This window comes from Myroides odoratimimus, from assembly GCF_038039805.1.
GTDB classification, from domain to species: Bacteria; Bacteroidota; Bacteroidia; order Flavobacteriales; family Flavobacteriaceae; genus Flavobacterium; species Flavobacterium odoratimimum_B.
Map to the genome: position 1 here is coordinate 209,268 of NZ_JBBPHK010000003.1, position 23,835 is coordinate 233,102.

At 35.8% G+C, this 23,835-nt stretch carries 22 protein-coding genes and 1 tRNA gene; 8 read left to right on the forward strand and 15 right to left on the reverse strand.

Going from position 1 to position 23,835, the window contains the following annotated elements:
• The first annotated feature begins 414 nt into the window (after positions 1 to 414).
• The 7 genes from miaB to groL all read left to right on the forward strand — a co-directional run bounded on the left by miaB (position 415) and on the right by groL (position 7,140).
• Positions 415 to 1,863, forward strand: a complete 1,449-nt coding sequence (gene miaB, locus AABL85_RS04555; protein ID WP_286414290.1) for a tRNA (N6-isopentenyl adenosine(37)-C2)-methylthiotransferase MiaB — start codon at positions 415 to 417, stop codon at positions 1,861 to 1,863.
• Between the two features lie 26 nt (positions 1,864 to 1,889).
• Positions 1,890 to 3,179, forward strand: coding sequence for a sigma-54 dependent transcriptional regulator (locus AABL85_RS04560; protein ID WP_341309327.1), 1,290 nt, complete (start codon positions 1,890 to 1,892; stop codon positions 3,177 to 3,179).
• A gap of 2 nt (positions 3,180 to 3,181) precedes the next feature.
• Positions 3,182 to 3,685, forward strand: coding sequence for an LptE family protein (locus AABL85_RS04565; protein ID WP_006259656.1), 504 nt, complete (start codon positions 3,182 to 3,184; stop codon positions 3,683 to 3,685).
• A gap of 19 nt (positions 3,686 to 3,704) precedes the next feature.
• Positions 3,705 to 4,670, forward strand: a complete 966-nt coding sequence (locus AABL85_RS04570) for a tetratricopeptide repeat protein (protein ID WP_341309328.1) — start codon at positions 3,705 to 3,707, stop codon at positions 4,668 to 4,670.
• Positions 4,671 to 4,674: 4 nt separating this feature from the next.
• Positions 4,675 to 5,049, forward strand: a complete 375-nt coding sequence (gene secG / locus AABL85_RS04575) for a preprotein translocase subunit SecG (RefSeq protein ID WP_131540279.1) — start codon at positions 4,675 to 4,677, stop codon at positions 5,047 to 5,049.
• A gap of 150 nt (positions 5,050 to 5,199) precedes the next feature.
• A complete protein-coding gene (locus tag AABL85_RS04580) occupies positions 5,200 to 5,475 on the forward strand; it encodes a co-chaperone GroES (RefSeq protein WP_006266878.1) in 276 nt (91 codons plus the stop codon).
• 36 nt (positions 5,476 to 5,511) lie between these two features.
• Positions 5,512 to 7,140: a chaperonin GroEL gene (groL, locus tag AABL85_RS04585; RefSeq protein ID WP_341309329.1), complete on the forward strand. Its 1,629-nt coding sequence runs from the start codon at positions 5,512 to 5,514 to the stop codon at positions 7,138 to 7,140.
• Positions 7,141 to 7,278: 138 nt separating this feature from the next.
• On the opposite strand, the gene rpe is transcribed toward groL, so the two are convergent.
• The 3 genes from rpe to AABL85_RS04600 form a co-directional block, all read right to left on the reverse strand.
• Positions 7,279 to 7,941: a ribulose-phosphate 3-epimerase gene (gene rpe / locus AABL85_RS04590; RefSeq protein ID WP_286414286.1), complete on the reverse strand. Its 663-nt coding sequence runs from the start codon at positions 7,939 to 7,941 to the stop codon at positions 7,279 to 7,281.
• 67 nt (positions 7,942 to 8,008) lie between these two features.
• Positions 8,009 to 8,713, reverse strand: coding sequence for a lipoyl(octanoyl) transferase LipB (lipB, locus tag AABL85_RS04595; protein ID WP_286414284.1), 705 nt, complete (start codon positions 8,711 to 8,713; stop codon positions 8,009 to 8,011).
• 11 nt (positions 8,714 to 8,724) lie between these two features.
• On the reverse strand, positions 8,725 to 8,889 hold the full coding sequence (locus tag AABL85_RS04600; protein WP_006259663.1) for a YqaE/Pmp3 family membrane protein: 165 nt from the start codon (positions 8,887 to 8,889) through the stop codon (positions 8,725 to 8,727).
• A gap of 190 nt (positions 8,890 to 9,079) precedes the next feature.
• On the opposite strand from AABL85_RS04600, the gene lysS reads away from it, so the two are divergent.
• Positions 9,080 to 10,780 carry a lysine--tRNA ligase gene (lysS, locus tag AABL85_RS04605; RefSeq protein WP_341309330.1) on the forward strand — a complete coding sequence of 567 codons (1,701 nt, stop codon included), beginning with the start codon at positions 9,080 to 9,082 and terminating at the stop codon, positions 10,778 to 10,780.
• Between the two features lie 111 nt (positions 10,781 to 10,891).
• Here lysS and AABL85_RS04610 read toward each other — a convergent pair whose 3' ends face one another.
• From AABL85_RS04610 to ftsA, 12 genes are all read right to left on the reverse strand, one after another.
• Positions 10,892 to 11,764 (reverse strand): helix-turn-helix domain-containing protein, encoded by an 873-nt coding sequence (locus AABL85_RS04610; RefSeq protein WP_341309331.1) that lies wholly within the window; start codon positions 11,762 to 11,764, stop codon positions 10,892 to 10,894.
• A gap of 86 nt (positions 11,765 to 11,850) precedes the next feature.
• Positions 11,851 to 12,219, reverse strand: coding sequence for a hypothetical protein (locus AABL85_RS04615; protein WP_225581486.1), 369 nt, complete (start codon positions 12,217 to 12,219; stop codon positions 11,851 to 11,853).
• A gap of 69 nt (positions 12,220 to 12,288) precedes the next feature.
• Positions 12,289 to 13,152 (reverse strand): sigma-70 family RNA polymerase sigma factor, encoded by an 864-nt coding sequence (locus tag AABL85_RS04620; protein ID WP_002987652.1) that lies wholly within the window; start codon positions 13,150 to 13,152, stop codon positions 12,289 to 12,291.
• 187 nt (positions 13,153 to 13,339) lie between these two features.
• Positions 13,340 to 14,725 carry an NAD(P)-binding domain-containing protein gene (locus AABL85_RS04625; RefSeq protein WP_286414280.1) on the reverse strand — a complete coding sequence of 462 codons (1,386 nt, stop codon included), beginning with the start codon at positions 14,723 to 14,725 and terminating at the stop codon, positions 13,340 to 13,342.
• 481 nt (positions 14,726 to 15,206) lie between these two features.
• Complete coding sequence (locus tag AABL85_RS04630; protein ID WP_286414279.1) at positions 15,207 to 17,363, reverse strand: polyribonucleotide nucleotidyltransferase; 2,157 nt, start codon at positions 17,361 to 17,363, stop codon at positions 15,207 to 15,209.
• A gap of 173 nt (positions 17,364 to 17,536) precedes the next feature.
• Positions 17,537 to 17,806, reverse strand: a complete 270-nt coding sequence (rpsO, locus tag AABL85_RS04635) for a 30S ribosomal protein S15 (RefSeq protein WP_006259669.1) — start codon at positions 17,804 to 17,806, stop codon at positions 17,537 to 17,539.
• A 206-nt stretch (positions 17,807 to 18,012) separates the two neighbouring features.
• Positions 18,013 to 18,477: a GAF domain-containing protein gene (locus tag AABL85_RS04640; RefSeq protein WP_341309332.1), complete on the reverse strand. Its 465-nt coding sequence runs from the start codon at positions 18,475 to 18,477 to the stop codon at positions 18,013 to 18,015.
• Positions 18,478 to 18,686: 209 nt separating this feature from the next.
• A complete protein-coding gene (locus AABL85_RS04645; RefSeq protein WP_225581482.1) occupies positions 18,687 to 19,109 on the reverse strand; it encodes a CBS domain-containing protein in 423 nt (140 codons plus the stop codon).
• A gap of 603 nt (positions 19,110 to 19,712) precedes the next feature.
• Positions 19,713 to 19,786 (reverse strand) — tRNA-Arg (locus AABL85_RS04650).
• Positions 19,787 to 19,796: 10 nt separating this feature from the next.
• Positions 19,797 to 20,249 carry a GatB/YqeY domain-containing protein gene (locus tag AABL85_RS04655; RefSeq protein WP_341309333.1) on the reverse strand — a complete coding sequence of 151 codons (453 nt, stop codon included), beginning with the start codon at positions 20,247 to 20,249 and terminating at the stop codon, positions 19,797 to 19,799.
• 86 nt (positions 20,250 to 20,335) lie between these two features.
• On the reverse strand, positions 20,336 to 22,393 hold the full coding sequence (ftsZ, locus tag AABL85_RS04660; protein WP_286414276.1) for a cell division protein FtsZ: 2,058 nt from the start codon (positions 22,391 to 22,393) through the stop codon (positions 20,336 to 20,338).
• A gap of 13 nt (positions 22,394 to 22,406) precedes the next feature.
• Entirely contained in the window at positions 22,407 to 23,834 is a 1,428-nt protein-coding gene (ftsA, locus tag AABL85_RS04665) for a cell division protein FtsA (RefSeq protein WP_286414274.1), read from the reverse strand.
• Position 23,835: the final 1 nt, after the last annotated feature.

Consider the following 23,835-nt stretch of genomic DNA (forward strand, 5'->3'; position numbering starts at 1 on the left):
ATTCAGGTTAATAGATTAGTTACACTTTCCTTCGAGTACATCTCTATCATCATTCGCAAAATAGAGCATTACTTCTAGTAAACACTGAATATCTCCGAACAACTTCCGAACGAAAATAAACCAAAACACAATTAAACACTGAATATCAACAAAATAAAACCAAAACAAAAGTGCAAACGAGGTCAAAAAGGGATTATAGAGCCATAAACGCCAAATCTGTTCATTAGTATCCATTCTGTAATAATCAGCTCAACGGCTTAGGATTACAACTCAAAGATTATGAGCAAAAAAGATGTGCTATGGTACTAAATAAAATGGATTACAAAAAAACCTTAAAACTAACACTGTCATCTTGTCAGTTAGACAAAAAAAAGTATCTTTGTCCCTTAAAGTAAAACATCCTTAAAGTATCTTATGGAAAAGGTAATTGACGAAAATAAACAAGGTACAAGCTTACATTTAGAACAAAAACAAGACAACAAGAAGAAGCTATTCATCGAAAGCTACGGTTGTCAAATGAATTTCTCTGACAGTGAGATTGTAGCATCTATCCTATCTAACGAAGGGTATAATACAACAGACAACTTAGAAGAAGCGGACTTAGTGTTAGTAAACACTTGTTCGATCAGAGATAAAGCAGAACAAACTGTTCGCAAACGTTTAGACCAATACAACCAAGTAAAAAGAAAGAACCCTGGTATGAAGGTAGGTGTTCTAGGGTGTATGGCTGAGCGTCTTAAAGCAAAATTCTTAGAAGAAGAAAAAATCGTGGACATGGTAGTAGGTCCTGATGCTTATAAAGATCTTCCTAACTTACTTAAAGACGTAGAAGAAGGTAGAGATGCAATCAACGTGATCTTATCTAAAGATGAGACTTATGGTGATATCTCTCCAGTGCGTCTACAGAGTAATGGGGTGACAGCATTCGTATCTATCACTAGAGGATGTGATAATATGTGTACATTCTGCGTGGTACCATTCACTAGAGGTCGTGAGCGTAGCCGTGATCCACAGAGTATCATAGAAGAAATCACAGACTTACAACAAAGAGGGTTTAAAGAAATCACGTTACTAGGTCAGAACGTAGATAGCTACCTATGGTATGGTGGAGGTCTTAAAAAAGACTTCGATAAAGCTAGCGATATGCAGAAAGCGACAGCTGTAGATTTCGCTCAGCTATTAGATCAGTGTGCTACTACATTCCCTAAGATGCGTTTCCGTTTCTCTACTTCTAACCCTCAAGATATGCATATCGAGGTGATAGAGGCTATCGCTAGACACGAGAACATCTGTAAGTATATCCACCTACCAGTACAGTCTGGAAGTACACGTATCTTACAGGAGATGAACCGTCAGCACACTAGAGAAGAATACATCGAGCTAGTAGATAAGATCTATGCACTGATACCTGATATCTCGTTATCACAAGATATGATCACAGGATTCCCTACAGAGACTGAAGAGGATCACCAGGATACATTATCACTAATGGAACACGTGAGATATGACTTCGGGTTTATGTTCGCCTACTCTGAGAGACCTGGTACATTAGCTGCTCGTAAATTAGAGGATGATGTACCAGAAGAGGTTAAAAAACGTCGTCTTACAGAGATCATCGCTGTACAAAACAAAATCAGCCTTGAGCGTACAAAACGCTTCGTAGGTCAAACGGTAGAAGTACTTATCGAAAAAACGTCTAAGCGTAATGAAGACGAGTGGTCTGGGCGTAACTCTCAGAACACTACAGTAGTATTCCCTAAGGAGCACTATAACGTAGGAGACTTCGTGATGGTAGAGATCGCTGACTGTACTTCTGCTACATTAATCGGTAAGGCGGTAGGATACTCTCCTATGCAAGGATAATAAATAGCAATATTTAAAATATAAGAATGGAAAACCTTCAAGTCATAAAACAACGCTTCGAAATTATCGGTAACGATGTCAAACTAAACCGTGCATTGGAAAAAGCTATACAAGTAGCTCCTACTGATATCTCAGTCTTAGTCACTGGAGAGAGTGGTGTGGGTAAAGAAAGTATTCCTAAGATTATACATTCTATGTCTCATCGAAAGCACGGTAAGTTCATCGCGGTGAACTGTGGTGCTATCCCTGAAGGGACGATAGACAGTGAATTATTCGGACACGAAAAAGGAGCTTTTACGGGTGCTATAGGCACTCGTGAAGGTTACTTCGAAGAGGCAAATGGTGGTACAATCTTCTTAGATGAAGTGGGAGAACTACCTCTGACTACTCAGGTAAGACTATTGCGTGTGTTAGAGAATGGAGAATTTATAAAAGTAGGTTCTTCTAAAGTCCAAAAAACAGATATACGCATCATCGCAGCGACTAATGTCAATATGATGGATGCTATCCATAAAGGCAAGTTTAGAGAAGACCTATACTACAGACTGAGTACAGTAGAGATCACCTTACCTCCTCTACGCGAGAGAGGTGAAGATATCCACCTACTTTTCAGAAAGTTTGCTTCTGACTTCTCACATAAGTATAAGATGCCTCCGATAAAGCTAGAGCCTGCTGCAGCTGCATACCTTATGCGCTATAGCTGGAATGGTAATATCCGTCAGTTAAGAAACGTGGCAGAGCAGATATCGGTATTAGAGACCAATAGAGATATTTCACTACCTGTACTTCAGGGTTATTTACCTAACCACGACAGACAGTTACCTTCTATCGTGAATGGCCCTAAGGCAGAGTCTGACTTCAGCAATGAACGAGAAATATTGTACAAGGTCTTATTCGACATGAAGAGTGACCTCACTGATCTAAAGAAGCTGACACTAGAGCTACTGCAACACGATAAAGGGACAGTATCCGAAACCAACAAATCTCTTATCCAAAAAATCTATGGTACCAAGAAGGCTGAACTACCAGAACTGATGGCTCCTCCTAGTACTAATCTAGACATCATCGCTATGGAGACTCCGGTATCTCCTAGTGCTAATCTAGGTTTTCACGAGACTGTAGATGACGATGAAGATACGTCTAACTACCTAGAAGCAGAGACCGTAGATGATGAACCTCTAAACTTAGCAAATCAAGAGATAAAGCTAATCAAACTGGCACTAGAGAGACATAATGGCAAGAGAAAGGCTGCTGCCAAAGAACTAAACATCTCGGAGAGAACATTGTATAGAAAAATAAAACAATACGACTTATAGACATGAGAATCAAACAATTATTTGCACTAATATTCATATCTTTATTTTTTACTAGCTGTAAATATTATAACTTTACGGGGACTGGTAAGATAGATGCTAGCTCATTTCAGGTAAACTCATTCCAGAACAATGCTCCTTTAGTAGAGCCTGGTATAGAGCGTACCTTCACAATGTCCTTACAAGATCTTATCCAGAACCAAACTAGCTTAAGTCTTACTAATGCTGATGCGGACTTAGTATATGAGGGAGAAATCGTAGAATATCGTATCAGCCCGATGACAGCTACAGCTGATCAGAGAGCAGCTCAGAACAGACTATATGTGTCTGTGAATGTGCGCTTCTTCAACAAGAAGAAACCTGATGACGACTTCGAAAAGAGATTCTCATTCTACTATGACTATGATGCAAACGTACAGCTAGCAGGAGCTAGTCTTAACACAGCTATCGAGACTATCTATGAGCGTATCACACAGGATGTGTTCAATGAATCATTAGCTAAGTGGTAATTATATAAAAATAAATATCTTGACTCTAAACGAATTAGACATATTGCTCCGTCAACCTCAGCAAATTCAAGAGAGTGACAGTCCTCAGTTAAAACAACTCATAGAGAAGTATCCATACTTTCAGTCTGTGAGAAGTCTTTATCTGAAGAGCTTATATGTACAAAACAGTACAGAGTATAACCTAGAGTTAAAGAGGACTGCAGCGCATACATTAGACAGGGATATTCTTTTTGATTTTATTGTTTCTCCAGAGTTCGTTACCTATACTCCTATCGTCATAGATATGACAGAGTCTACAGCTGCGGAGGAGACCGAAGTATCTACAGAAGAAGAAACAATACAAGAAGCTCCAGAGCCTAAGCTAACCTCTACCGCTATTAAAAGCCTATTACAGTCTATCACCTTCCATGAGATAGATGATAAGGACGAAGCACAAGGCCCTGTAAAAGAAGCACCTATAGAAATCTCTACTGAGACTAAAGAGGCTATCACAGAGGATGCTATCGAAACTACACTAGAAGAAAAAGAGACTGTACAGCAAGAAATAGAAAAACTAGAAGAGAAATTAGAAATAGGAAAGCCATTAAACTTCTCAGAAAACGAGAAATTGTCTTTCCAAGAGTGGTTACAATTATCTAGAATAAAGCCGATAGACAGAGAAAATGATTCTATTTTAACAGATTTAGAACAAAAATCAGATATCGAAAAACAAAAAAAAATAGAATTAATAGATAAATTTATAGAAACCAATCCAAAGATAGTTCCTACTAAAAAACCTACCGTAACCCCTGCAAACATTGACACTTCAGTGCAAGAGAACAGTAGTTTAATGACAGAAACGTTGGCAAAAATATACTTAGAACAAAAGAAATATCAGAAAGCAATACAAGCTTATGAAATATTAATTTTGAAATATCCAGAAAAAAGTAGTTTCTTTGCAAACCAAATATTAGATATAAAAGCGTTACAACAACATAATAGTTAACACCATGAACACATTTACAATATTTTTAATCTTAATCGCAATTGTATGTTTTTTACTAATCGTAGTAATTATGGTACAGAATCCTAAAGGTGGAGGATTAGACTCATCTTTCGGTGGATCTACTGTAGCTGGAGGAGTGAAAAATACAAATGATTTCTTAGATAAAAGTACTTGGACATTAGGTGCAGCATTAATCATCTTAATCCTGTTATCATCTACTAGTTTCAGTGGTGGAGCTGCTGGAGATTCTAAATTATTAGACCCTAACGCAGTAGTACCTACTCAAAATCTGACACCAGAGGCTCCTGCTAAGCAAGAAGCTCCTGTGACAACAGAAGAGACTACTCCAACTCAAGAGACTCAAAATCAAGCTGAATAATTTTAGCTTCAAACAATACACAAGATGCCAGCTGTCAAGCTGGCATTTTTTTTTGCCTATAATGTCACTTTTTAGCTTTGGCACACTTTATGCCTTTTGATTATCTATAATAATTAAAAATAATAATTCAATTTCATAAACTATAAAACTATGGCAGTAAATATTAAACCACTTGCAGACAGAGTTCTTATCGAACCATTACCAGCTGAAACTAAAACTGCTTCAGGATTATTCATCCCTGATACAGCTAAAGAAAAACCACAAAGAGGTACTGTAGTAGCTGTAGGAAATGGGACTAAAGATCATGAAATGACAGTAAAGGTAGGAGATACTGTACTATACGGTAAATATGCTGGTACTGATCTAAAATTAGAAGGTACAGACTACCTAATCATGAGAGAAGACGACATCTTAGCAATCGTTTAAAATTGAATCATTAACAACTAAATCCAAAAGAATAAAATGGCAAAAGATATTAAATTCGACATCGAAGCACGCGAAGGTTTAAAACGCGGAGTGGACGCTTTAGCAAATGCAGTAAAAGTAACATTAGGACCAAAAGGAAGAAACGTAATCATCGGTAAATCATTTGGTGCACCTACAGTAACTAAAGATGGTGTGTCTGTAGCTAAAGAAGTTGAGTTAGAGAACACATTAGAGAACATGGGTGCTCAGATGGTGAAAGAGGTTGCTTCTAAAACGAATGACTTAGCTGGTGACGGTACAACTACTGCTACTGTATTAGCTCAAGCTATCGTAAAAGAAGGTCTTAAGAACGTAGCTGCTGGTGCAAACCCTATGGACTTAAAACGCGGTATAGATAAAGCGGTAGAAATCATCGTAGAAGACTTGAGAAAACAATCTCAAGAAGTAGGTGGTTCTATGGATAAGATCAAACAAGTAGCGTCTATCTCTGCTAATAACGATGACTTCATCGGTGAGTTAATCGCTCAAGCATTCGAAAAGGTAGGTAAAGAAGGTGTTATCACTGTAGAAGAAGCTAAAGGTACTGAGACTTATGTAGATGTAGTAGAAGGAATGCAGTTTGACAGAGGATACTTATCTCCATACTTCGTTACAAACTCAGAAAAAATGGAAGTAGATTTAGATACTCCATATATCTTATTATACGACAAGAAAGTATCTTCTCTTAAAGAACTTTTACCAGTATTAGAACCAATCGCTCAATCAGGAAAACCTCTATTAATAATCGCTGAAGATGTAGATGGAGAAGCGTTATCTACATTAGTAGTAAACAAGTTAAGAGGAGCATTAAAAATCGCTGCTGTTAAAGCTCCTGGATTCGGAGATAGAAGAAAAGCTATGTTAGAAGATATCGCTATCTTAACAGGTGGTGTAGTTATCTCTGAAGAGCAAGGATATACATTAGAAAATACTACTTTAGAAATGTTAGGTACTTGTAAGAGAGTTAACATCGATAAAGACAATACTACTATCGTGAGTGGTGACGGTGAAGCTGATATGATCAAAAACAGAATCAACCAAATCAAAGCTCAAATGGAAACTACTACTTCTGACTATGACAGAGAGAAGTTACAAGAGCGCTTAGCTAAGTTAGCTGGTGGTGTAGCTGTATTATACGTAGGTGCTCCATCTGAAGTAGAGATGAAAGAGAAGAAAGATCGCGTAGATGACGCTCTTCACGCTACTAGAGCTGCTGTAGAAGAAGGTATCGTAGCTGGTGGAGGTGTTGCTTTACTAAGAGCTAAAAACACTCTTGTTAATATCAATGCTGAGAATGCTGACGAAGAAACAGGTATCGCTATCATTGCAAAAGCTGTAGAAGCTCCATTGAGAACTATTGTGGAGAATGCTGGATTAGAGGGTTCTGTAGTTGTTTCTAAAGTATTAGAAGGAAAAGAAAACTTCGGATACAATGCTAAAACAAATGAGTATGTAGATATGCTTAACGCTGGTGTAATCGATCCTAAGAAAGTAACTAGAGTAGCTTTAGAAAACGCTGCTTCTGTAGCTGGTATGATCTTAATCACTGAGTGTGCATTAGTAGATATTAAAGATGACAGCGCTGCTGCTATGCCTATGGGTGGTGGTATGCCAGGTATGATGTAATACCTTATCTTATTTCAATATTATATAAGAGGTTGTCCAAAAGACAGCCTCTTATTTTTTATCTTACCAATAATAACAAAAAATAAGGCTTAGTGTACTGAATACACTAAGCCTTCTTTTATCACTTATTTAAACTTCTTACTTAGAAGTAATTTCTTTTAAATCTGCAATAGTTGCAATAGGATCTGCAGCACTGAACACAAAGTTACCTGCTACTAATGCATCTACTCCAGCATCTACTAGAGCCTTTGCATTTTTATTGTTCACTCCTCCATCTATTTCTATCATTACAGTTGCTCCCTTAGCATCTATCATTGCCTTTAGTTTACGCACTTTCTCATACGTATTCTCTATAAAGCTCTGTCCTCCAAAGCCAGGATTAACACTCATGACAAGTACTAAATCTAAGTCTTGTATGATATCTTCTAATACACTTACTGGTGTATGTGGATTAAGAGCTACACCAGCTTTCATCCCTTCAGCTTTGATAGCTTGTACTGTGCGGTGTAGGTGTGTACATGCTTCATAATGCACAGTTAAAATATCTGCTCCTAGCTCCTTAAATGTCTTAATATAACGATCAGGGTCTACTATCATTAAGTGAACGTCCAACGTCTTCTTAGCATGCTTATTAATAGCAGCTAAAACTGGCATCCCAAAAGAGATATTTGGTACAAATACTCCATCCATAATATCTATGTGAAACCAATCTGCTTGACTGTTATTCACCATTTCAATATCTCTCTGAAGATTAGCAAAGTCTGCCGCTAATACTGAAGGTGCTATAATCGTATTTTTCATATAATTGTGTTGTTTGTACAAAGATAAAAAAAATCCCAACAGCGAAGGCTCTTGGGATGTATATTGCTTATTGTTTAATAATTTCTACTTCGAATAATTCTGAGAAATACTTGATGATTTTAGCTCTTACCTCATCTTCATCTACCTGCTCCACACCTAATTCAACATTCAGAGAAGTAACTCCTTTACCTCGAATACCACATGGAATAATATTGTCAAAATAACCTAAATCTGAATTAACATTTAAAGCGAAACCATGCATCGTCACCCAGCGAGAAGCTCTTACGCCCATCGCACATATCTTACGCGCGAAAGGTGTCCCTACTCCTAACCACACTCCTGTCTCGCCCTCACTCCTACTAGACTCTATACCATAATCTTTTAAAACTAAAATAATAGTCTCTTCTAATAGACGTAGATATTTATGAATATCGGTAAAAAAGTTCTCCAAGTCTAAGATAGGATATCCTACTACCTGACCAGGCCCGTGATAAGTAATATCTCCTCCTCTATTAATTTTATAGAATGTAGCTCCTTTTGCTTTTAACTGTTCATCGTTTAAAAGCATATTGTGTACATCACCACTTTTTCCTAATGTATAAACATGTGGATGCTCTACGAATAATAAATAATTATCTGTATCATCTGAACGTTCTTCTCTTCTATTTCTAATTTTGACATCTAAAATAGATTGAAATACTTCTTCTTGGTAATCCCACGTTTCTTTATAATCTTTCTCGCCTAAATCTATAAGCTTTACTTTTTTATTCATTGTGTTGTCTGTTATTTATTGTATTTAGGATTATTAAGTATGACTAATGCCGCAATAACTCCTGGTACCCAACCTGCAATAGTCAAAAGTGTTACAATCAAAATAGATCCACATCCTTTGTCTAAAACTGCTAAAGGTGGCAAAAAAATAGATAATAATACTCTTCCTAAACTCATGACTAAATAATTTTGTTTGATACAAATTTCGGCATTTTTTAGTCAACTCCCTCGTTAATGAAGTTAAAATGATGAGACCTACCTTGTTTTATTACAAAGTATTGCAAATTAAGTCGTTTTATAGCGAATACTAATTGTCGCATTTTCAAAGATTAACTATATTTGCCTTTTAAATTAATTTACAGTTATTATGCAACTTTCAGAACAAGAAATCATCAGAAGAGAAAAGCTGAGCAAGTTACAAGAGCTTGGTGTGAATCCCTATCCTGCTAATCTATTTCCAGTAGACCATACATCTAAGGAAATAAAGAACGATTTTGAAGAAGGTAAGAAGGTTATCGTGGCTGGTAGATTAATGTCTTCAAGAATACAAGGAAAAGCTTCTTTTGCAACTATTCAAGATAGCGAAGGGAAGATTCAGTTATATATCAATCGTGATGAGTTATGCCCAGGAGAGGACAAAACTCTTTACAATGAGATTTACAAAAAACTTATTGACTTAGGTGACTTCATTGGTATCGAAGGAGAGTTATTCACTACACAAGTAGGAGAAAAAACAGTACGTGTACAAGGATTACAACTATTAAGTAAATCTTTACGCCCACTTCCATTACCAAAAACGGATGCAGAAGGAAATACGTTTGACGCTTTTACAGATCCAGAATTGCGTTATAGAATGCGTTATGTTGATTTAGTGGTAAACCCATTAAATAAAGATATCTTCATTAAACGTACGAAGTTATTCAACGCTATGCGTCAGTTCTTTAATGAAGCTGGTTATATGGAAGTAGAGACTCCTGTATTACAGTCTATCCCTGGTGGAGCTTCTGCTCGTCCATTCATCACTCACCACAATGCATTAGACATTCCATTATACTTGAGAATTGCTAATGAATTGTACTTAAAACGTCTTATCGTTGGTGGTTTTGACGGAGTGTATGAGTTCTCTAAAAACTTCCGTAACGAAGGAATGGACAGAACACACAACCCAGAGTTTACAGCTATGGAAATCTATGTAGCTTATAAAGACTACAACTGGATGATGGAGTTTACAGAGCGCTTATTAGAGTTCTGTGCTATCGCTGTTAACGGAACGACTAAAGCTACTTTCGGAGAACACGAAATCGACTTTAAAGCTCCTTACAAACGTATCACGATGGCAGACTCTATTAAAGAGTTTACAGGATTTGATATCACTGGTAAATCAGAAGATGAGATACGTCAAGCTGCTTTAGGCATGGGTATCCCAGTAGATGAAACAATGGGTAAAGGAAAGCTTATCGACGAAATCTTTGGAGAGAAATGTGAAGGAAACTACATTCAACCAACATACATTACTGACTATCCAAAAGAAATGTCTCCATTGACTAAAGCTCATAGAGATAATCCAGAATTGACAGAGCGTTTCGAATTAATGGTATGTGGTAAAGAGATTGCTAATGCTTACTCTGAGCTGAATGACCCTATCGACCAAAGAGAGCGCTTCGAAGCTCAAATGGCTTTAGCTGATCGTGGAGATGATGAAGCGATGTTTATCGACCAAGACTTCTTACGTGCTTTAGAGTATGGTATGCCTCCTACATCAGGATTAGGTATCGGTATGGATCGTTTAATTATGTTCTTAACAAACAATCCATCTATTCAAGAAGTATTATTCTTCCCTCAAATGAGACCAGAAAAAACAGCTCCTTCAGTAGAGTTATCAGATGAAGAGAAAATCATTATTCAGATATTAGAAAACAATGACAATAAAGTAGAATTAGGTTCTTTAAAAGAACAAGCTGCTTTAAGTGGTAAAAAATGGGATAAAGCAATGAAAGGACTTGCTTCTCACAATCTTACTAAAGTAGAAACTGAAGGTGATACAAAATATGTAGTGTACCAACACTAAGAAATAAAAAAACGAGACTTAATAGTCTCGTTTTTTTATACCTATATTTAAGAGTCAGTCGCTCTCCTTAAAATATATATCTATGTTCTCTAACTAGTCATTACATTTTATTCAAGAAAATGACTTGCGATAATGATCTGGTGTAATCCCTTCTTGTTTTTTAAAGAATGTAACAAAGTAAGATGTGCTATCAAAGCACAATTCTTGTGCAATCTCATTGACATTAAATGTGCTAAACTGTAACAGTCTCTTTGCTTCTACCACAATGCGCTGACGAACTAGTTGTCCTGCTGTTATGCCTCGTTCCTGTTTGCAAAGTTTATTGAGGTAATTAGGAGTCACACAGAGCTTCTCAGCGTAAAAAGAAGGCGTTTTAGCCTCTTTAAAGTGAACTTCGACTAAATCCATAAAAGCAAGAATACGATCGTTATAACTAGCCTTATTGTACTCTATCGCAAGATGCTGATCATCTTCATCCACACTCTGCAACTCACATAACAATATATTTAAATAAGAACGCAGAACCTTCATTCGATATACTCTATCAGTACTGTACTCTCCCAACATCATATCCACCAACAACACTACCTTAGCACGTACACTTTCACTCACTATTTGCTGAGAAGCGCTATCCAATTGAAAGAAATCAAAATAACGCAATATGTTCTCATGATAGCGCTGAGAAAAGAAAGAATCTTCAAAACCTATGAATATACCAGTACACTCACCATTGAATTGCATCTGTACAATATCTCCTGGTTTTATAAAGTAAACGCTTGACTGATAATCATCATAATCAACTCCATTAATCTTAATAGAATAGTTCCCACTATACACAAAGACAATCATGTAAAAGTTAGCCCTAAAACTATCTTTTAATAAAGGATAAGCATTGCCTAAGGCACTTATTGATTTAATAAAAAATGAAGACTGATCCTGTGTAAAATAATTGATAGAAAAGGATTTTATAATCTTAGTAGACATAAGAATCTTTAATTAATATTATACATAAGCTCATTGACCACACTATTATAAAATAGTTGATCAAATAATCACATTATAAATAATAATTAAACGAGGGGAGGACGTAAATCCTGACGACTAAATAATGAGGAATATAAATTATTATATCTATCGTAAACTTTATGAACACCTTTTATATCAAAATTAGGTGTAGGTAGTTCAGATTTATAATCAACATACATCAAAACAAAAGCAATATTATATACCTGCTTAACAGCATCTTTCTTTTGTTCTTCCTTAGCGATTTTAGCTAATTCTTGCATTAGATAACACTGTCCATTACAATGCATCTCAGGCTTGTCTTGATTCACACATAAAAAAGTAGCAATATAATCATAGTCTACCAGATAGTCTACCAAAGGCACTACTGGTCTAAATACTAATAAAGATATGATTATAAATAAAAACTTTCTCACAATACAAATATACACTAACCTAAGGTATAAAAAAAAGCGTTACCTAAATAGTAACGCTTCTAATCTATATTATCCTAAATAAGTTTTTAAGATTTTACTTCTAGACGTATGTTTTAATCTACGAATAGCTTTCTCTTTAATCTGTCTAACACGCTCTCTTGTAAGATCGAATGTTTCTCCTATTTCTTCTAATGTCATAGGATGTTGATCACCTAAACCGAAGTATAAACGTACAACGTCAGCTTCTCTAGGAGTCAAAGTTTCTAATGCTCTCTCGATTTCAGTTCTAAGAGACTCATGAATAAGCTCTCTATCTGGATTAGGAGACTCGCCTGAACGCAATACATCGTATAAGTTAGAATCTTCTCCTTCTACTAACGGAGCATCCATTGATAAATGACGACCAGAGTTTTTCATACTCTCTTTTACATCATTTACAGTCATATCAAGTTCAACAGCGATTTCTTCTGCTGAAGGTGGACGTTCATTAGATTGCTCTAATAAAGCATACATCTTATTAATTTTATTAATAGAACCGATCTTGTTCAATGGTAAACGTACGATACGAGATTGTTCTGCTAAAGCTGATAAAATCGACTGACGAATCCACCATACTGCATAAGAAATGAATTTAAATCCTCGTGTCTCATCAAAACGCTGTGCAGCTTTGATCAGACCTAAGTTTCCTTCATTAATTAAATCGGGTAATGTCAATCCTTGATTTTGATATTGCTTTGCCACCGATACTACGAAACGTAAGTTTGCTTTCGTTAATTTCTCAAGTGCTCTTTGATCCCCTGCTTTGATTCGTTGCGCTAACTCTACTTCCTCATCCGCAGTAATTAAATCTACTTTACCAATTTCTTGCAAGTACTTATCTAGAGAAGCGGTCTCACGATTCGTTACCTGCTTGGTAATTTTAAGTTGTCTCATATTATTTCTATCCTTATTTTTGCTATGATGTGCTCTTCACACATTAGTTATACGTATACTTTTACTAAAAGGTTACAACATTTTTAAAAATATTTTTTAACCTCACTTTATCTACACAAAAAAAGCGCCACAAAATCAAAATCCTGTAGCGCTAACTTTATTTTATAAAAATTATAACTCTTTTATCTTAGTAGTAATTCTCTTTACTTAATTCTAACTCATCTACCTCTACCTCATCTAGATACCTTTCTAAGCTATCATCTAACTCCTTCATCCATGGTGTATGATGCTCTTCTGCTGTAACACCTGTCATCACAGAAGTATATACTTTATCTCTATAATTTAGAATATTAGTCTCTTTATCATTTAACCAACTTTTAAACATCTCTGCCACTCTATCTAGATCAAATGTAGGATAATCTGTCATCTCTATCAATTCTTTGATATAATCAGTCTGGAAGTCTACATGCTCTTCTCCTGTTACAGATTTTTTTTCACGCTCTACCCATTTAGCGATATCCTTATCCCTTGCTTCTTTGTTAGGTAAAGTAATACGTCCTAACATATAATCTCTAGCAAACCAAGCTTGCGTATCGAACATATTGAACGTATAATACTGATCTTGCATCCCTAAAAAGATTAGTCGCTCATTCTCATTGAACACCACTCCTTTATACAGATTATCTGGATACAAATTATTCTTTGTCTTTAACCTTAAATTATCTGGTAGAAACGGAAACTTATGTTGGTATCCAGTACACAGAATTACTGCGTCATATTCTTTCTTAGAACCATCTTTAAAGTGAGCCACATTATCCTCGAAATGTGTCACAATTGGTTTCTCCTCAATCCCTTTAGGCCATTTAGCCCCTATAGGATTGGTTCTATACGAAATAGTAACTGATCTACTACCGTGTTTAAAACACTGTACACCGATATCCTCAGCAGAATAACTACTTCCTATCAATAAAATATCTTTATCTATAAACTGATCTGCTCCTCTAAAATCGTGCGCATGCATCACTGTTCCAGGGAAGCTATCTATTCCTTTAAAATAAGGCATATTTGGTGTTGAGAAGTGTCCAGTTCCCACTACTAAGTAATCGAAATATTCCTCAAAGGTTTCATTCTTTACTAAGTCATCAAATATGACTCTAAACTGCTTCTTGTCTTCCAGGTAATCTACCCATCTAGCCACGGTATTAAACTTGATAAAATCTCTTGCATTACTCTGCTTAATACGCCCTTGGATATAATCGAATAACACCTCTCTCGGTGGGTATGAAGATATAGGTTGTTTAAAGTGCTCCATAAAAGTATAATCAGAGAACTCTAAACACTCTTTAGGTCCATTAGACCATAAGTATTTATACATACTCCCGTGTATTGGCTCTCCATATTTTCCTACACCTGTACGCCAAGTATAGTTCCACATTCCTCCCCAATTATCTTGCTTTTCATAACATTTAATCTCTGGAATAGGGTTACCTTTTTTTTGTTCTGACTCGAACGCACGTAACATGGCTAATCCACTCGGACCAGCACCAATAATTCCAACTTTTAAATTTAACATAACTACATAACGAATTTGTCCTCACTATAAAGTGAAGAAATTAATAAAATGATTATCACTGATTGCTCAGCCGAGATAGAATACCACATGTTCGTATTCTATAATAGATACACCTAATAAGCGATGTACATTAGGCAGCATAATTATATGCTGAAAATAAGGTCAAGTATATCAAACTTGAATTTGGATAGGAGTTGAATACACATGCTAGAAATATATAAGCATGCCACCCCCTATTAACGTTAATTGCTAATATAATACAAATTAATGACTTAACCAAAAAACACCATTATTAACCGAAAAAACACAACTATCACAATGACAATAATCAACAGTTTACAATGTAGATATGAAAAGAAGAAACAAGATATACTAACATATATCCAAAATAGTCCCCCACAAACTAGCTATCTCATAAAAATGAACACAAAAAAAGGACACCTATTACTAGATGTCCTTTATATAATAAAAAGAATTACTCTTATTTATTTTCTTGTTTTGGAGCCGCGTCTTTTTTCTCTTCTCTAGGAGGACGTGGCATTAAAGCTTTACGAGATACTTTAGCTTTTTTAGTTTTAGGGTCTATACCTAAATACTTAACATCTAATTCATCTCCCATTTTAAGAACATCAGATACATTCTCAATACGTTTCCAATCTAATTCAGATACGTGAAGTAAAGTTTCTTTACCTGGTACAAATTCTACTACTGCACCGAAGTCAAGCATCTTAACCACTTTCACATGGTAAGTCTCACCTTCTACTGGAGAGAAAGTAGTATTGCTAATAGCAGCTAATGCTCTATCCATACCTGCTTGATCAGTACCTAATACTTCGATGATACCATAATCACCTTCTTCGTTAATAACGATAGTAGTACCAGTTTCTGCTTGAAGCGCTTGGATGTTTTTACCACCTGGTCCGATAACTGCACCAATAAAGTCTTTAGGAATTGTAACAGTAACAATCTTAGGAGCTTTAGGTTTAACAGTAGGATTAGGTACAGCGATAGTCTCTTGTAATAATCCTAAGATATGCATACGACCATCAAGAGCTTGTTTTAACGCTTGCTCCATGATATCATAAGCTAATCCTTCGATCTTAATATCCATTTGACATGCAGTGATACCATCTTTAGTACCAGTAACTTTAAAGTCCATATCTCCTAAGTGATCCTCATCACCTAAGATATCAGACAATACAGCCCAACGTCCAGTTTTTGCATCAGAGATAAGTCCCATTGCAATACCTGAAACTGGTTTTTCAATTTGAATACCTGCATCCATTAATGCTAGAGTACCAGCACATACAGTAGCCATAGAAGAAGAACCATTAGACTCTAATACCTCAGATACTAAACGAATAGTATAAGGACAGTCTGCAGGGATCATGTTTTTCAAAGCACGTTGTGCTAAGTTACCATGACCTACCTCTCTACGAGAAGTACCTCTTAATGGTTTTGCCTCACCTGTAGAGAATGGAGGGAAGTTATAATGTAAGTAGAACTTCTCTTCACCTTGCTCACTTGGTAAGTCGATAATATTCGCATCTCTTGATGTACCTAGTGTTACAGTAGCTAACGCTTGCGTTTCACCACGTGTAAAGATAGAAGATCCATGCACTGAAGGTAAGTAATCTACTTCACTCCAGATAGGACGAATCTCAGTAGTCTTACGACCATCAAGACGAATGTTTTGATCTAAAATAAGGTTACGTACGGCCTCTTTTTGAGTTTTCTTAAAGTATGTACTGATAAGTTCAGCTTTCTCTTCTAAATCTTCCTCAGAGAATAAAGCTTTAACTTCTTCATACACCTCAGCGAATTTCTCTCCACGCTCAGCTTTAGCACTAGCGTGAGAAGCTATGTCATACAATTTAGCATACGCTGCATCATGTACGATTTTCTCCACCTCTGCATCAGTTGCTTCTGGTTCGTACTCACGGTAAGTAAGTCCTAATGCAGCACGCATTTTCTCTTGAGCTTCGATTTGAACTTTAATCGCTTCATGAGCAAACTTAATTGCATCAATCATCTCTTGTTCTGAGATTTCTTTCATCTCACCCTCCACCATACATACAGAGTCTTTAGATGCACCGATCATCATATCAAGATCAGATGCGTCTAGTTGTTCTCTAGATGGATTGATGATGAACTGCCCATCAACGCGAGCAACTCTTACCTCAGAAATAGAATTATAAAATGGAATATCTGACACTGCTAATGCTGCAGAAGCAGCTAATCCAGCTAATGCATCAGGCATTACATTTTCGTCATGAGACATTAATTGAATCATAACTTGTGTTTCTGCGTGATAGTCATCTGGGAACAATGGACGTAAACAACGGTCTACTAAACGCATTGTTAACACCTCTTGGTCACTCGGACGAGCCTCACGTTTAAAAAAGCCTCCTGGAAAACGTCCAGCAGCAGAAAATTTTTCTCTGTAATCTACAGTTAAAGGAAGGAAGTCTACACCAGGGTTAGCAGTTCTCGCTGATACAGCTGTAGCTAAAAGCATACAGTCTCCCATACGAACAACTACAGAACCATCTGCTTGTTTCGCTAATTTCCCAGTTTCGATCGAGATGCTACGGCCATCTCCTAAATCGATAATCTCTTTAGTTACCTTAGGAATCATAATAAATTAATACTTTAGGGTTTCTGTCTCTCCGAAGAGAGACATTAATAATTGTGTGTTGTGTTGTGTGTGTTGTTGTGTAGTTGTATGAAACCCAATGAAAAACCAGACTTTTTCTGCAAAAAGGCTAAAAAGAAAAAGAGGCGCACAAAGGCACCTCTTCTCTATATTGATTATTTTCTAATACCCAATACTTTGATAATCTCACGATATCTGTTAATTTCTGTATTCTTTAAGTAGTCAAGAAGTCTTCTTCTTTTACCTACTAAAAGAACTAATGAACGCTCTGTATTATAATCTTTACGATTTTTTTTCAAGTGCTCAGTTAAATGCGTGATTCTGTATGTGAACAAAGCGATTTGTCCTTCAGCAGATCCAGTGTTAGCTGCAGCTCCACCGTGTTGTGCGAAGATCTCAGCTTTTTTCTCTTTTGATAAATACATGCCAATATTATTTTTAATGATTTTTATGCATGAAATACGGTGTATCCGTATTTACGTTTGCAAAGGTAATTTTATTTTTCAAAATACAACTATAAATAATACACTTTTTTTTAGGTTCTTATCTACCCTCTAGTGCATTGATTACCAAGACTTCAATTAATAACAGTATAATCCAAACAAAACGCAAGCTTTATCTACAATAGAAGCTAAATAAATAATTTAGCTATTTCTACATTCAGTAATTCTAAAAACGATTGATCCTCAGCTGTAAATGCATTAATCGTATTAGAATCAATATCTATCTGTCCGATATTAACTCCATCAACAAATAACGGAACTACGATCTCAGACTTAACAGTAATACTGCATGCAATATAATTATCTTGAGCAGTCACATCTTCTACTAAAAAAGTCTCATTACTAACAGCCACTTGCCCACAAATCCCTTTACCGAAAGGAATCACTGTATGGTCTGTCTCAGGCCCGCTGTAAGGACCTAAATGAAGTACTCTCTCTTCTGGCACTGCAAAATAGAATCCCACCCAATCATAGTAAGCTATTTTCTCATTTAAAAGAATACACACTTGCTGTAGTTTCTCTGTTCTATCTAATACACTAGATTCTAATATTGCCTTAGCTGCCACTAAAAGCTCTTGATATAAATTATTCATCTTACTTATGGTTTTATAGAAAAACAAATATAACAATCACTTCATTCTATCAATAGAAGTATTACAAAAAAATTACAAATAGGTATAAAAGCAAAAAAGCATTAGAACTCACCTCTAATGCTTTTTTCAAACAACAATATGTAATTTCGTAGCCAAACTCACAAACTACAAAATATAATAATCTTTTTTATAGCAATTCTTTTTATATCTTATTCGTATTGCTTTATCAAATACTTAATCAAGTCAGTACTCGTAAGCATGCCTATTAATATATCTCCTTCCATAACAGGCAATGATCTAAATCCTCTTTCGATAATTATTTCGGCTGCTTCCTTTATACTACAATCTGCTTGTATAGTCACAACGTCCTTAACCATTACTTGTTCTATAGAGAACATATTATATATAGTAGTATCGATAATATCATCATTATCCCCTACTGTCTCAGCCAAACTAATTCTTACTAAGTCAGTATAACTAAGAATCCCTACCAACTTTCCTCCAGATAACACAGGAAGGTGTCTAATCTTGTTCTCCTTAAATAACTTTTCAGCCTTTGTCAATGAATCTGTTAGATTTAATTTGACTAGTTTTGAAGCCATAATACTAGAAATTGGTACATTCTGTCTCATATCATAACTTATTTTGTTAGGACAAATGTAACCCAACACTATATCTAAAAATATGATATTTATCAGATTCCATGTTTTTTCTTTTATTTTTTACGAAAACACATTTTTCTTATTCTTCTAACACAACACCAACTGCAACCTCTCATAGTATTTATAACTATTTTCCACTTCTAACAAAAGGAAAACATCTTGGTAGCATAATATCTACCTAACACAAAAAAGAATACTCACCTCCATTCAACAGACAGAAGTGTACATTTAAAAGCAGGATTATAATCAATAACTGTATCGCTATTTTAAGACAGAAACAGTTGTCATCGCATAGTGGTCGGATAGTGATCGCATAGTGGTCGGATAGTGATCGCATAGTGATCGCATAAAAAAGGGGGAAAACTATGCGATCACTATACTATCAAACTACGGTCAATATCTGATAGCATAAATGCACTAAAGAGATAGTCAGAGTATAAAACATACTTGTCAGGAAACTTTTCTCTAACTAAGGGATAGTTTTCTACATAGGCCATCACAATAGAAAACAGTAAAGTATAAAAAAACAAAAAACGCTATTATCTAATTATAGACAATAGCGTATATATTTTGCGTCCGCGGGAGGGTTCGAACCCCCAACCCTCAGAGCCGAAATCTGATATTCTATCCAGTTGAACTACACGGACATTAAATCTACTATTTAGACAATAGAGATTTTACTGCAGATGAGATGGTCTTACCATCAGCTTTACCAGCTAATTCTTTAGTAGCGATTCCCATTACTTGTCCCATTGAAGACATGCCACTGAAACCACCATTAGTAATTATCTCACCTATTATTTTTTGAACTTCTTCTTCTGATAATTGCTCTGGCAAGAATTGTTCTATGATTGTAGCTTGTGCTATTTCTGGCTCAGCTAAATCATTTCTACCTTGCTCTGAAAAAATATTAGCACTGTCTTTTCTCTGCTTCACTAACTTTTGAAGAATTTTAATTTCTTCTTCCTCAGTAAGGTCTGCTTGTGCTCCTGATTGAGTTTGAGCTAATAATAACTCAGACTTTACTGCTCTTAATGCTTCTAAAGCTACTGTATCTTTCGCTTTCATCGCACTTTTTATAGCGTCCATTATCTTTGATTGTAAACTCATATCAAATATTTTTATTTTTTGCAAATATATAAAAAAGCCCGAAAAACAACGTTCTTCGGGCTCTATATCTTTAGTTAAATAATAACTTAGTCTACATTATCGTGTAAATATGAGTTATTAGATCTTAACTGTCCATCGTTATTACTATCTAATCCGAAAGTAATGCGTGACTTATTAGTTGTCTCATCAGACTCGTGTAAGTCTACTCCACTTCTTTTATAAGCTGGCTCACGCTCTAGTTCTGTTAACTGACTATTCGTATTATTAAACTTATAGTTAAACTCTTTCATCTTTTTTCTACGTTCAGCAGCACGACTCTTAAGAGTAAATTCCTCTATACTCATCTCTATAGGATTTACTTCATCTAGCTCTTCTTCTACGACAGTATTAGACGCTTCTACAGCAGGAGTTGATTCTTCAGACTTAATAGAGAACCTGAATTCATCCTCTATTGCATCTTGATGTTTATTAACCGGCTTTGCAGATGCTAACTCACTTTCTTTATCAGTGTAATCTTCTAAAGAGAACATGATGATTTCTTCTTTAGGAGCGGTCATATTTTGAACTGATTTAGCTTCATTACCATAAGCAATATTGCTTTTTGCTTCTACCACATCATCTTCTAAATGATACACTATAGGAGCATTTGCTTGTGGCTGTTGAGACACTTGTGTTTCTGGTCTTTTTGCTACATTTACAATAACAAACTCAGGATCAACAACATTTATATCTCTTATATCTTTTGTTTTTGCTAAATTTTGCTCTTCTGAAATATTAGTATTTTTTTTTACTTCCTCAGAAGGTGTTACGATTTCAAAAAAGACGTCTAATCCATTAGCATCACTAGCTTTTTCAGTAGCTTCTGCTGTCACTTGATTTACTTGAACGTCATCCTCATTAATTGCCTCTACAGAGATACCTTCATCAAGGTCTTCATCTTCAAAATCACCTAACTGATGTACAGTAATTTTTTCTGTTTCTTCTACTGCTTCTTCTGGAGAAGATATTATAGTAGTAACCTTAGATAATGGCTCATCTGGAGAAGAATAACCGAAAGACTCTACAGATGAAGCTTGCATTAGATTATGCTCTAACTTTTGGTCACCTTCTAATACGTGAATAATCTTATTAGGTTCACCTGTTGTAACAATACTTTTTTGTTGTTCGATATTGAAACCTGTTGCAATAATTGTTACAGAGATAGCGTCTCCTAAAGACTCATCTTCACCAACCCCCATAATAATGTTAGCATTATGTCCAGCTTCAGTCTGGATGTGGTCGTTGATTTCACCTATCTCATCAATTGTAATCTCATTTGCACCAGACACAATTAATAACAATACATTCTTAGCACCGCTAATCTTATTATCATTTAATAGAGGAGAATCTAATGCATCTACAATAGCATCTTTAGCTCTAGTCTCACCAGAAGCTGTAGCAGATCCCATTATAGCAGTACCACTATCAGATAATACAGTCTTAGCATCCTTTAAGTCAATATTCTGAGTATAATGATGTGTAATAACCTCTGCGATACCACGAGCTGCAGTAGATAAGACTTCATCGGCTTTGGAGAAACCAGCTTTGAAACCTAAATTACCATATACCTCTCGTAACTTATTATTATTGATAACTACTAAAGAGTCAACTTGTTTACGTAGACGTTCAACCCCTTTTAAAGCTTGGTCTTGTCTCACTTTACCTTCAAATTGGAAAGGAATAGTAACAATACCTACTGTAAGGATATCGCGTTCTTTAGATAACTGAGCGATAACTGGAGCAGCACCTGTACCGGTACCACCACCCATACCAGCAGTGATAAATACCATCTTAGTGTTGGTATCTAGCATCTTCTCTATCTCTTCTATACTTTCTAAAGCAGACTGTTGGCCCACTTCTGGATTAGCTCCTGCTCCTAACCCCTCAGTAAGGTTAACTCCTAACTGAATCTTAGTTGGAACTGGACTATTTTCTAATGCTTGAGAGTCAGTATTACACACTATAAAATCTACACCTTTTATTCCTTGTTGGAACATGTGATTAATAGCATTACTTCCACCGCCTCCTACACCTATTACTTTGATAACGTTTGATTGGTTTTTCGGTAAATCAAACTTTATTCCTCCAAAATCTGTATTCTCCATATACGTAGCCTTTTTATTCTTGCTTTTCAATAAAATCTTTTATTTTTCTAAAAAAAGTACCAAAGAAATTTGATTCAAATTTTTCTGCCGTTGGCGATCTAAATTCAGTCTCTTTTGGTTCTTCAGAAACCTTAGGTCTTTCTTGACTTACTGTTTCTATTGGATCTTGTGACACAACTGGTTGTTCTATCACAGGCGCTGTGCGATTAACAACAGATGCCTCCTCTTCTGGAGCTTTATTTTCAGCAGCAATATCTGCTAATGACACCGCTCCTTTTATATGATGTCTTTCACTTTCCATTACTAATCCTACAGCAGTAGCATATAATGGACTTGAAATTTCTAAACTAGAGTCACCTGCTAAGTGCTCATTAGGATATCCGATACGAGTATCTATACCAGTGATATATTCTACTAATTGCTTAATATGTTTTAATTCAGAACCTCCTCCTGTTAAAACAATCCCAGCTATCAGTTTTTTCTGTGGGCTTTCATATCCATAGCTCTTAATCTCAGAGAATACTAACTGAATAATCTCTTCTACACGAGCATGGATAATCTTAGACAAGTTCTTTAAAGATATTTCCTTTGGCTCTTTTCCTCTTAATCCTGGAATAGAAACAATCTCATTATCTTTATTTTCACCTGGCCAAGCAGACCCAAACTTTACTTTTAGAATCTCAGCTTGACGTTCTATAATAGAACATCCTTCTTTAATATCTTCTGTAATAACATTTCCTCCGAAAGGCACTACCGCAGTATGACGAATAATACCATCTTTAAAGATAGCTAAGTCTGTTGTACCACCACCGATATCGATAAGTGCCACACCAGCTTCTTTTTCTTCTTGACTTAGAACAGCTTCAGCTGATGCTAAAGGCTCTAAAGTAATACCTGAAAGCTCTAAACCTGCATCTTTAATACATCTCCCTGCATTCTTTATTAATGCAGCTTGCCCTACTACTACATGGAATACAGCTTCCAAACGACTTCCATACATTCCGATAGGTTCCTTAATACCAGGCTCTCCATCTATTTTGAACTCTTGTGGAAGTACATGTATAATTTCTTCTCCAGGAAGCATACTCAACTTCTGAACTTGAGTAATTAGTTGCTCAATGTCCTTATCTCCTATTACTTCATCAGGATTATCTCTACTTATATAATCACTATGTTGAATACTACGTATATGTTGTCCAGCTATACCTACTACCACATTCTTAATCTTATACCCTGCTGCTGACTCAGCATCAGTAACAGCGTTTTGAATAGATTGAATGGTCTGCGTGATATTGTTAACAACACCTCGTTTAACACCTAGACTTTTAGCTTTACCTAATCCTAAAATTTCTAGTTTACCGTATTCGTTTTTCTTTCCAATCATTGCGACAATCTTAGTTGTCCCAATGTCTAAACCTACAGCTATATTTTCTTTTTCCATA

Excerpts from the sequence above, each read along its gene's own strand:
- AABL85_RS04655 (WP_341309333.1), bottom strand. The coding sequence starts at position 20,249 with ATGAGTTTACAATCAAAGATAATGGACGCTATAAAAAGTGCGATGAAA.
- miaB (WP_286414290.1), top strand. The coding sequence starts at position 415 with ATGGAAAAGGTAATTGACGAAAATAAACAAGGTACAAGCTTACATTTA.
- groL (WP_341309329.1), top strand. The coding sequence starts at position 5,512 with ATGGCAAAAGATATTAAATTCGACATCGAAGCACGCGAAGGTTTAAAA.
- AABL85_RS04630 (WP_286414279.1), bottom strand. The coding sequence starts at position 17,363 with ATGATTCCTAAGGTAACTAAAGAGATTATCGATTTAGGAGATGGCCGT.
- AABL85_RS04580 (WP_006266878.1), top strand. The coding sequence starts at position 5,200 with ATGGCAGTAAATATTAAACCACTTGCAGACAGAGTTCTTATCGAACCA.
- ftsA (WP_286414274.1), bottom strand. The coding sequence starts at position 23,834 with ATGGAAAAAGAAAATATAGCTGTAGGTTTAGACATTGGGACAACTAAG.
- AABL85_RS04560 (WP_341309327.1), top strand. The coding sequence starts at position 1,890 with ATGGAAAACCTTCAAGTCATAAAACAACGCTTCGAAATTATCGGTAAC.
- AABL85_RS04645 (WP_225581482.1), bottom strand. The coding sequence starts at position 19,109 with ATGAGACAGAATGTACCAATTTCTAGTATTATGGCTTCAAAACTAGTC.
- ftsZ (WP_286414276.1), bottom strand. The coding sequence starts at position 22,393 with ATGGAGAATACAGATTTTGGAGGAATAAAGTTTGATTTACCGAAAAAC.
- AABL85_RS04565 (WP_006259656.1), top strand. The coding sequence starts at position 3,182 with ATGAGAATCAAACAATTATTTGCACTAATATTCATATCTTTATTTTTT.
- secG (WP_131540279.1), top strand. The coding sequence starts at position 4,675 with ATGAACACATTTACAATATTTTTAATCTTAATCGCAATTGTATGTTTT.
- AABL85_RS04600 (WP_006259663.1), bottom strand. The coding sequence starts at position 8,889 with ATGAGTTTAGGAAGAGTATTATTATCTATTTTTTTGCCACCTTTAGCA.
- lysS (WP_341309330.1), top strand. The coding sequence starts at position 9,080 with ATGCAACTTTCAGAACAAGAAATCATCAGAAGAGAAAAGCTGAGCAAG.
- AABL85_RS04620 (WP_002987652.1), bottom strand. The coding sequence starts at position 13,152 with ATGAGACAACTTAAAATTACCAAGCAGGTAACGAATCGTGAGACCGCT.
- AABL85_RS04610 (WP_341309331.1), bottom strand. The coding sequence starts at position 11,764 with ATGTCTACTAAGATTATAAAATCCTTTTCTATCAATTATTTTACACAG.
- AABL85_RS04625 (WP_286414280.1), bottom strand. The coding sequence starts at position 14,725 with ATGTTAAATTTAAAAGTTGGAATTATTGGTGCTGGTCCGAGTGGATTA.
- rpsO (WP_006259669.1), bottom strand. The coding sequence starts at position 17,806 with ATGTATTTATCAAAAGAGAAAAAAGCTGAGATCTTCGCACAACACGGT.
- AABL85_RS04640 (WP_341309332.1), bottom strand. The coding sequence starts at position 18,477 with ATGAATAATTTATATCAAGAGCTTTTAGTGGCAGCTAAGGCAATATTA.
- rpe (WP_286414286.1), bottom strand. The coding sequence starts at position 7,941 with ATGAAAAATACGATTATAGCACCTTCAGTATTAGCGGCAGACTTTGCT.
- lipB (WP_286414284.1), bottom strand. The coding sequence starts at position 8,713 with ATGAATAAAAAAGTAAAGCTTATAGATTTAGGCGAGAAAGATTATAAA.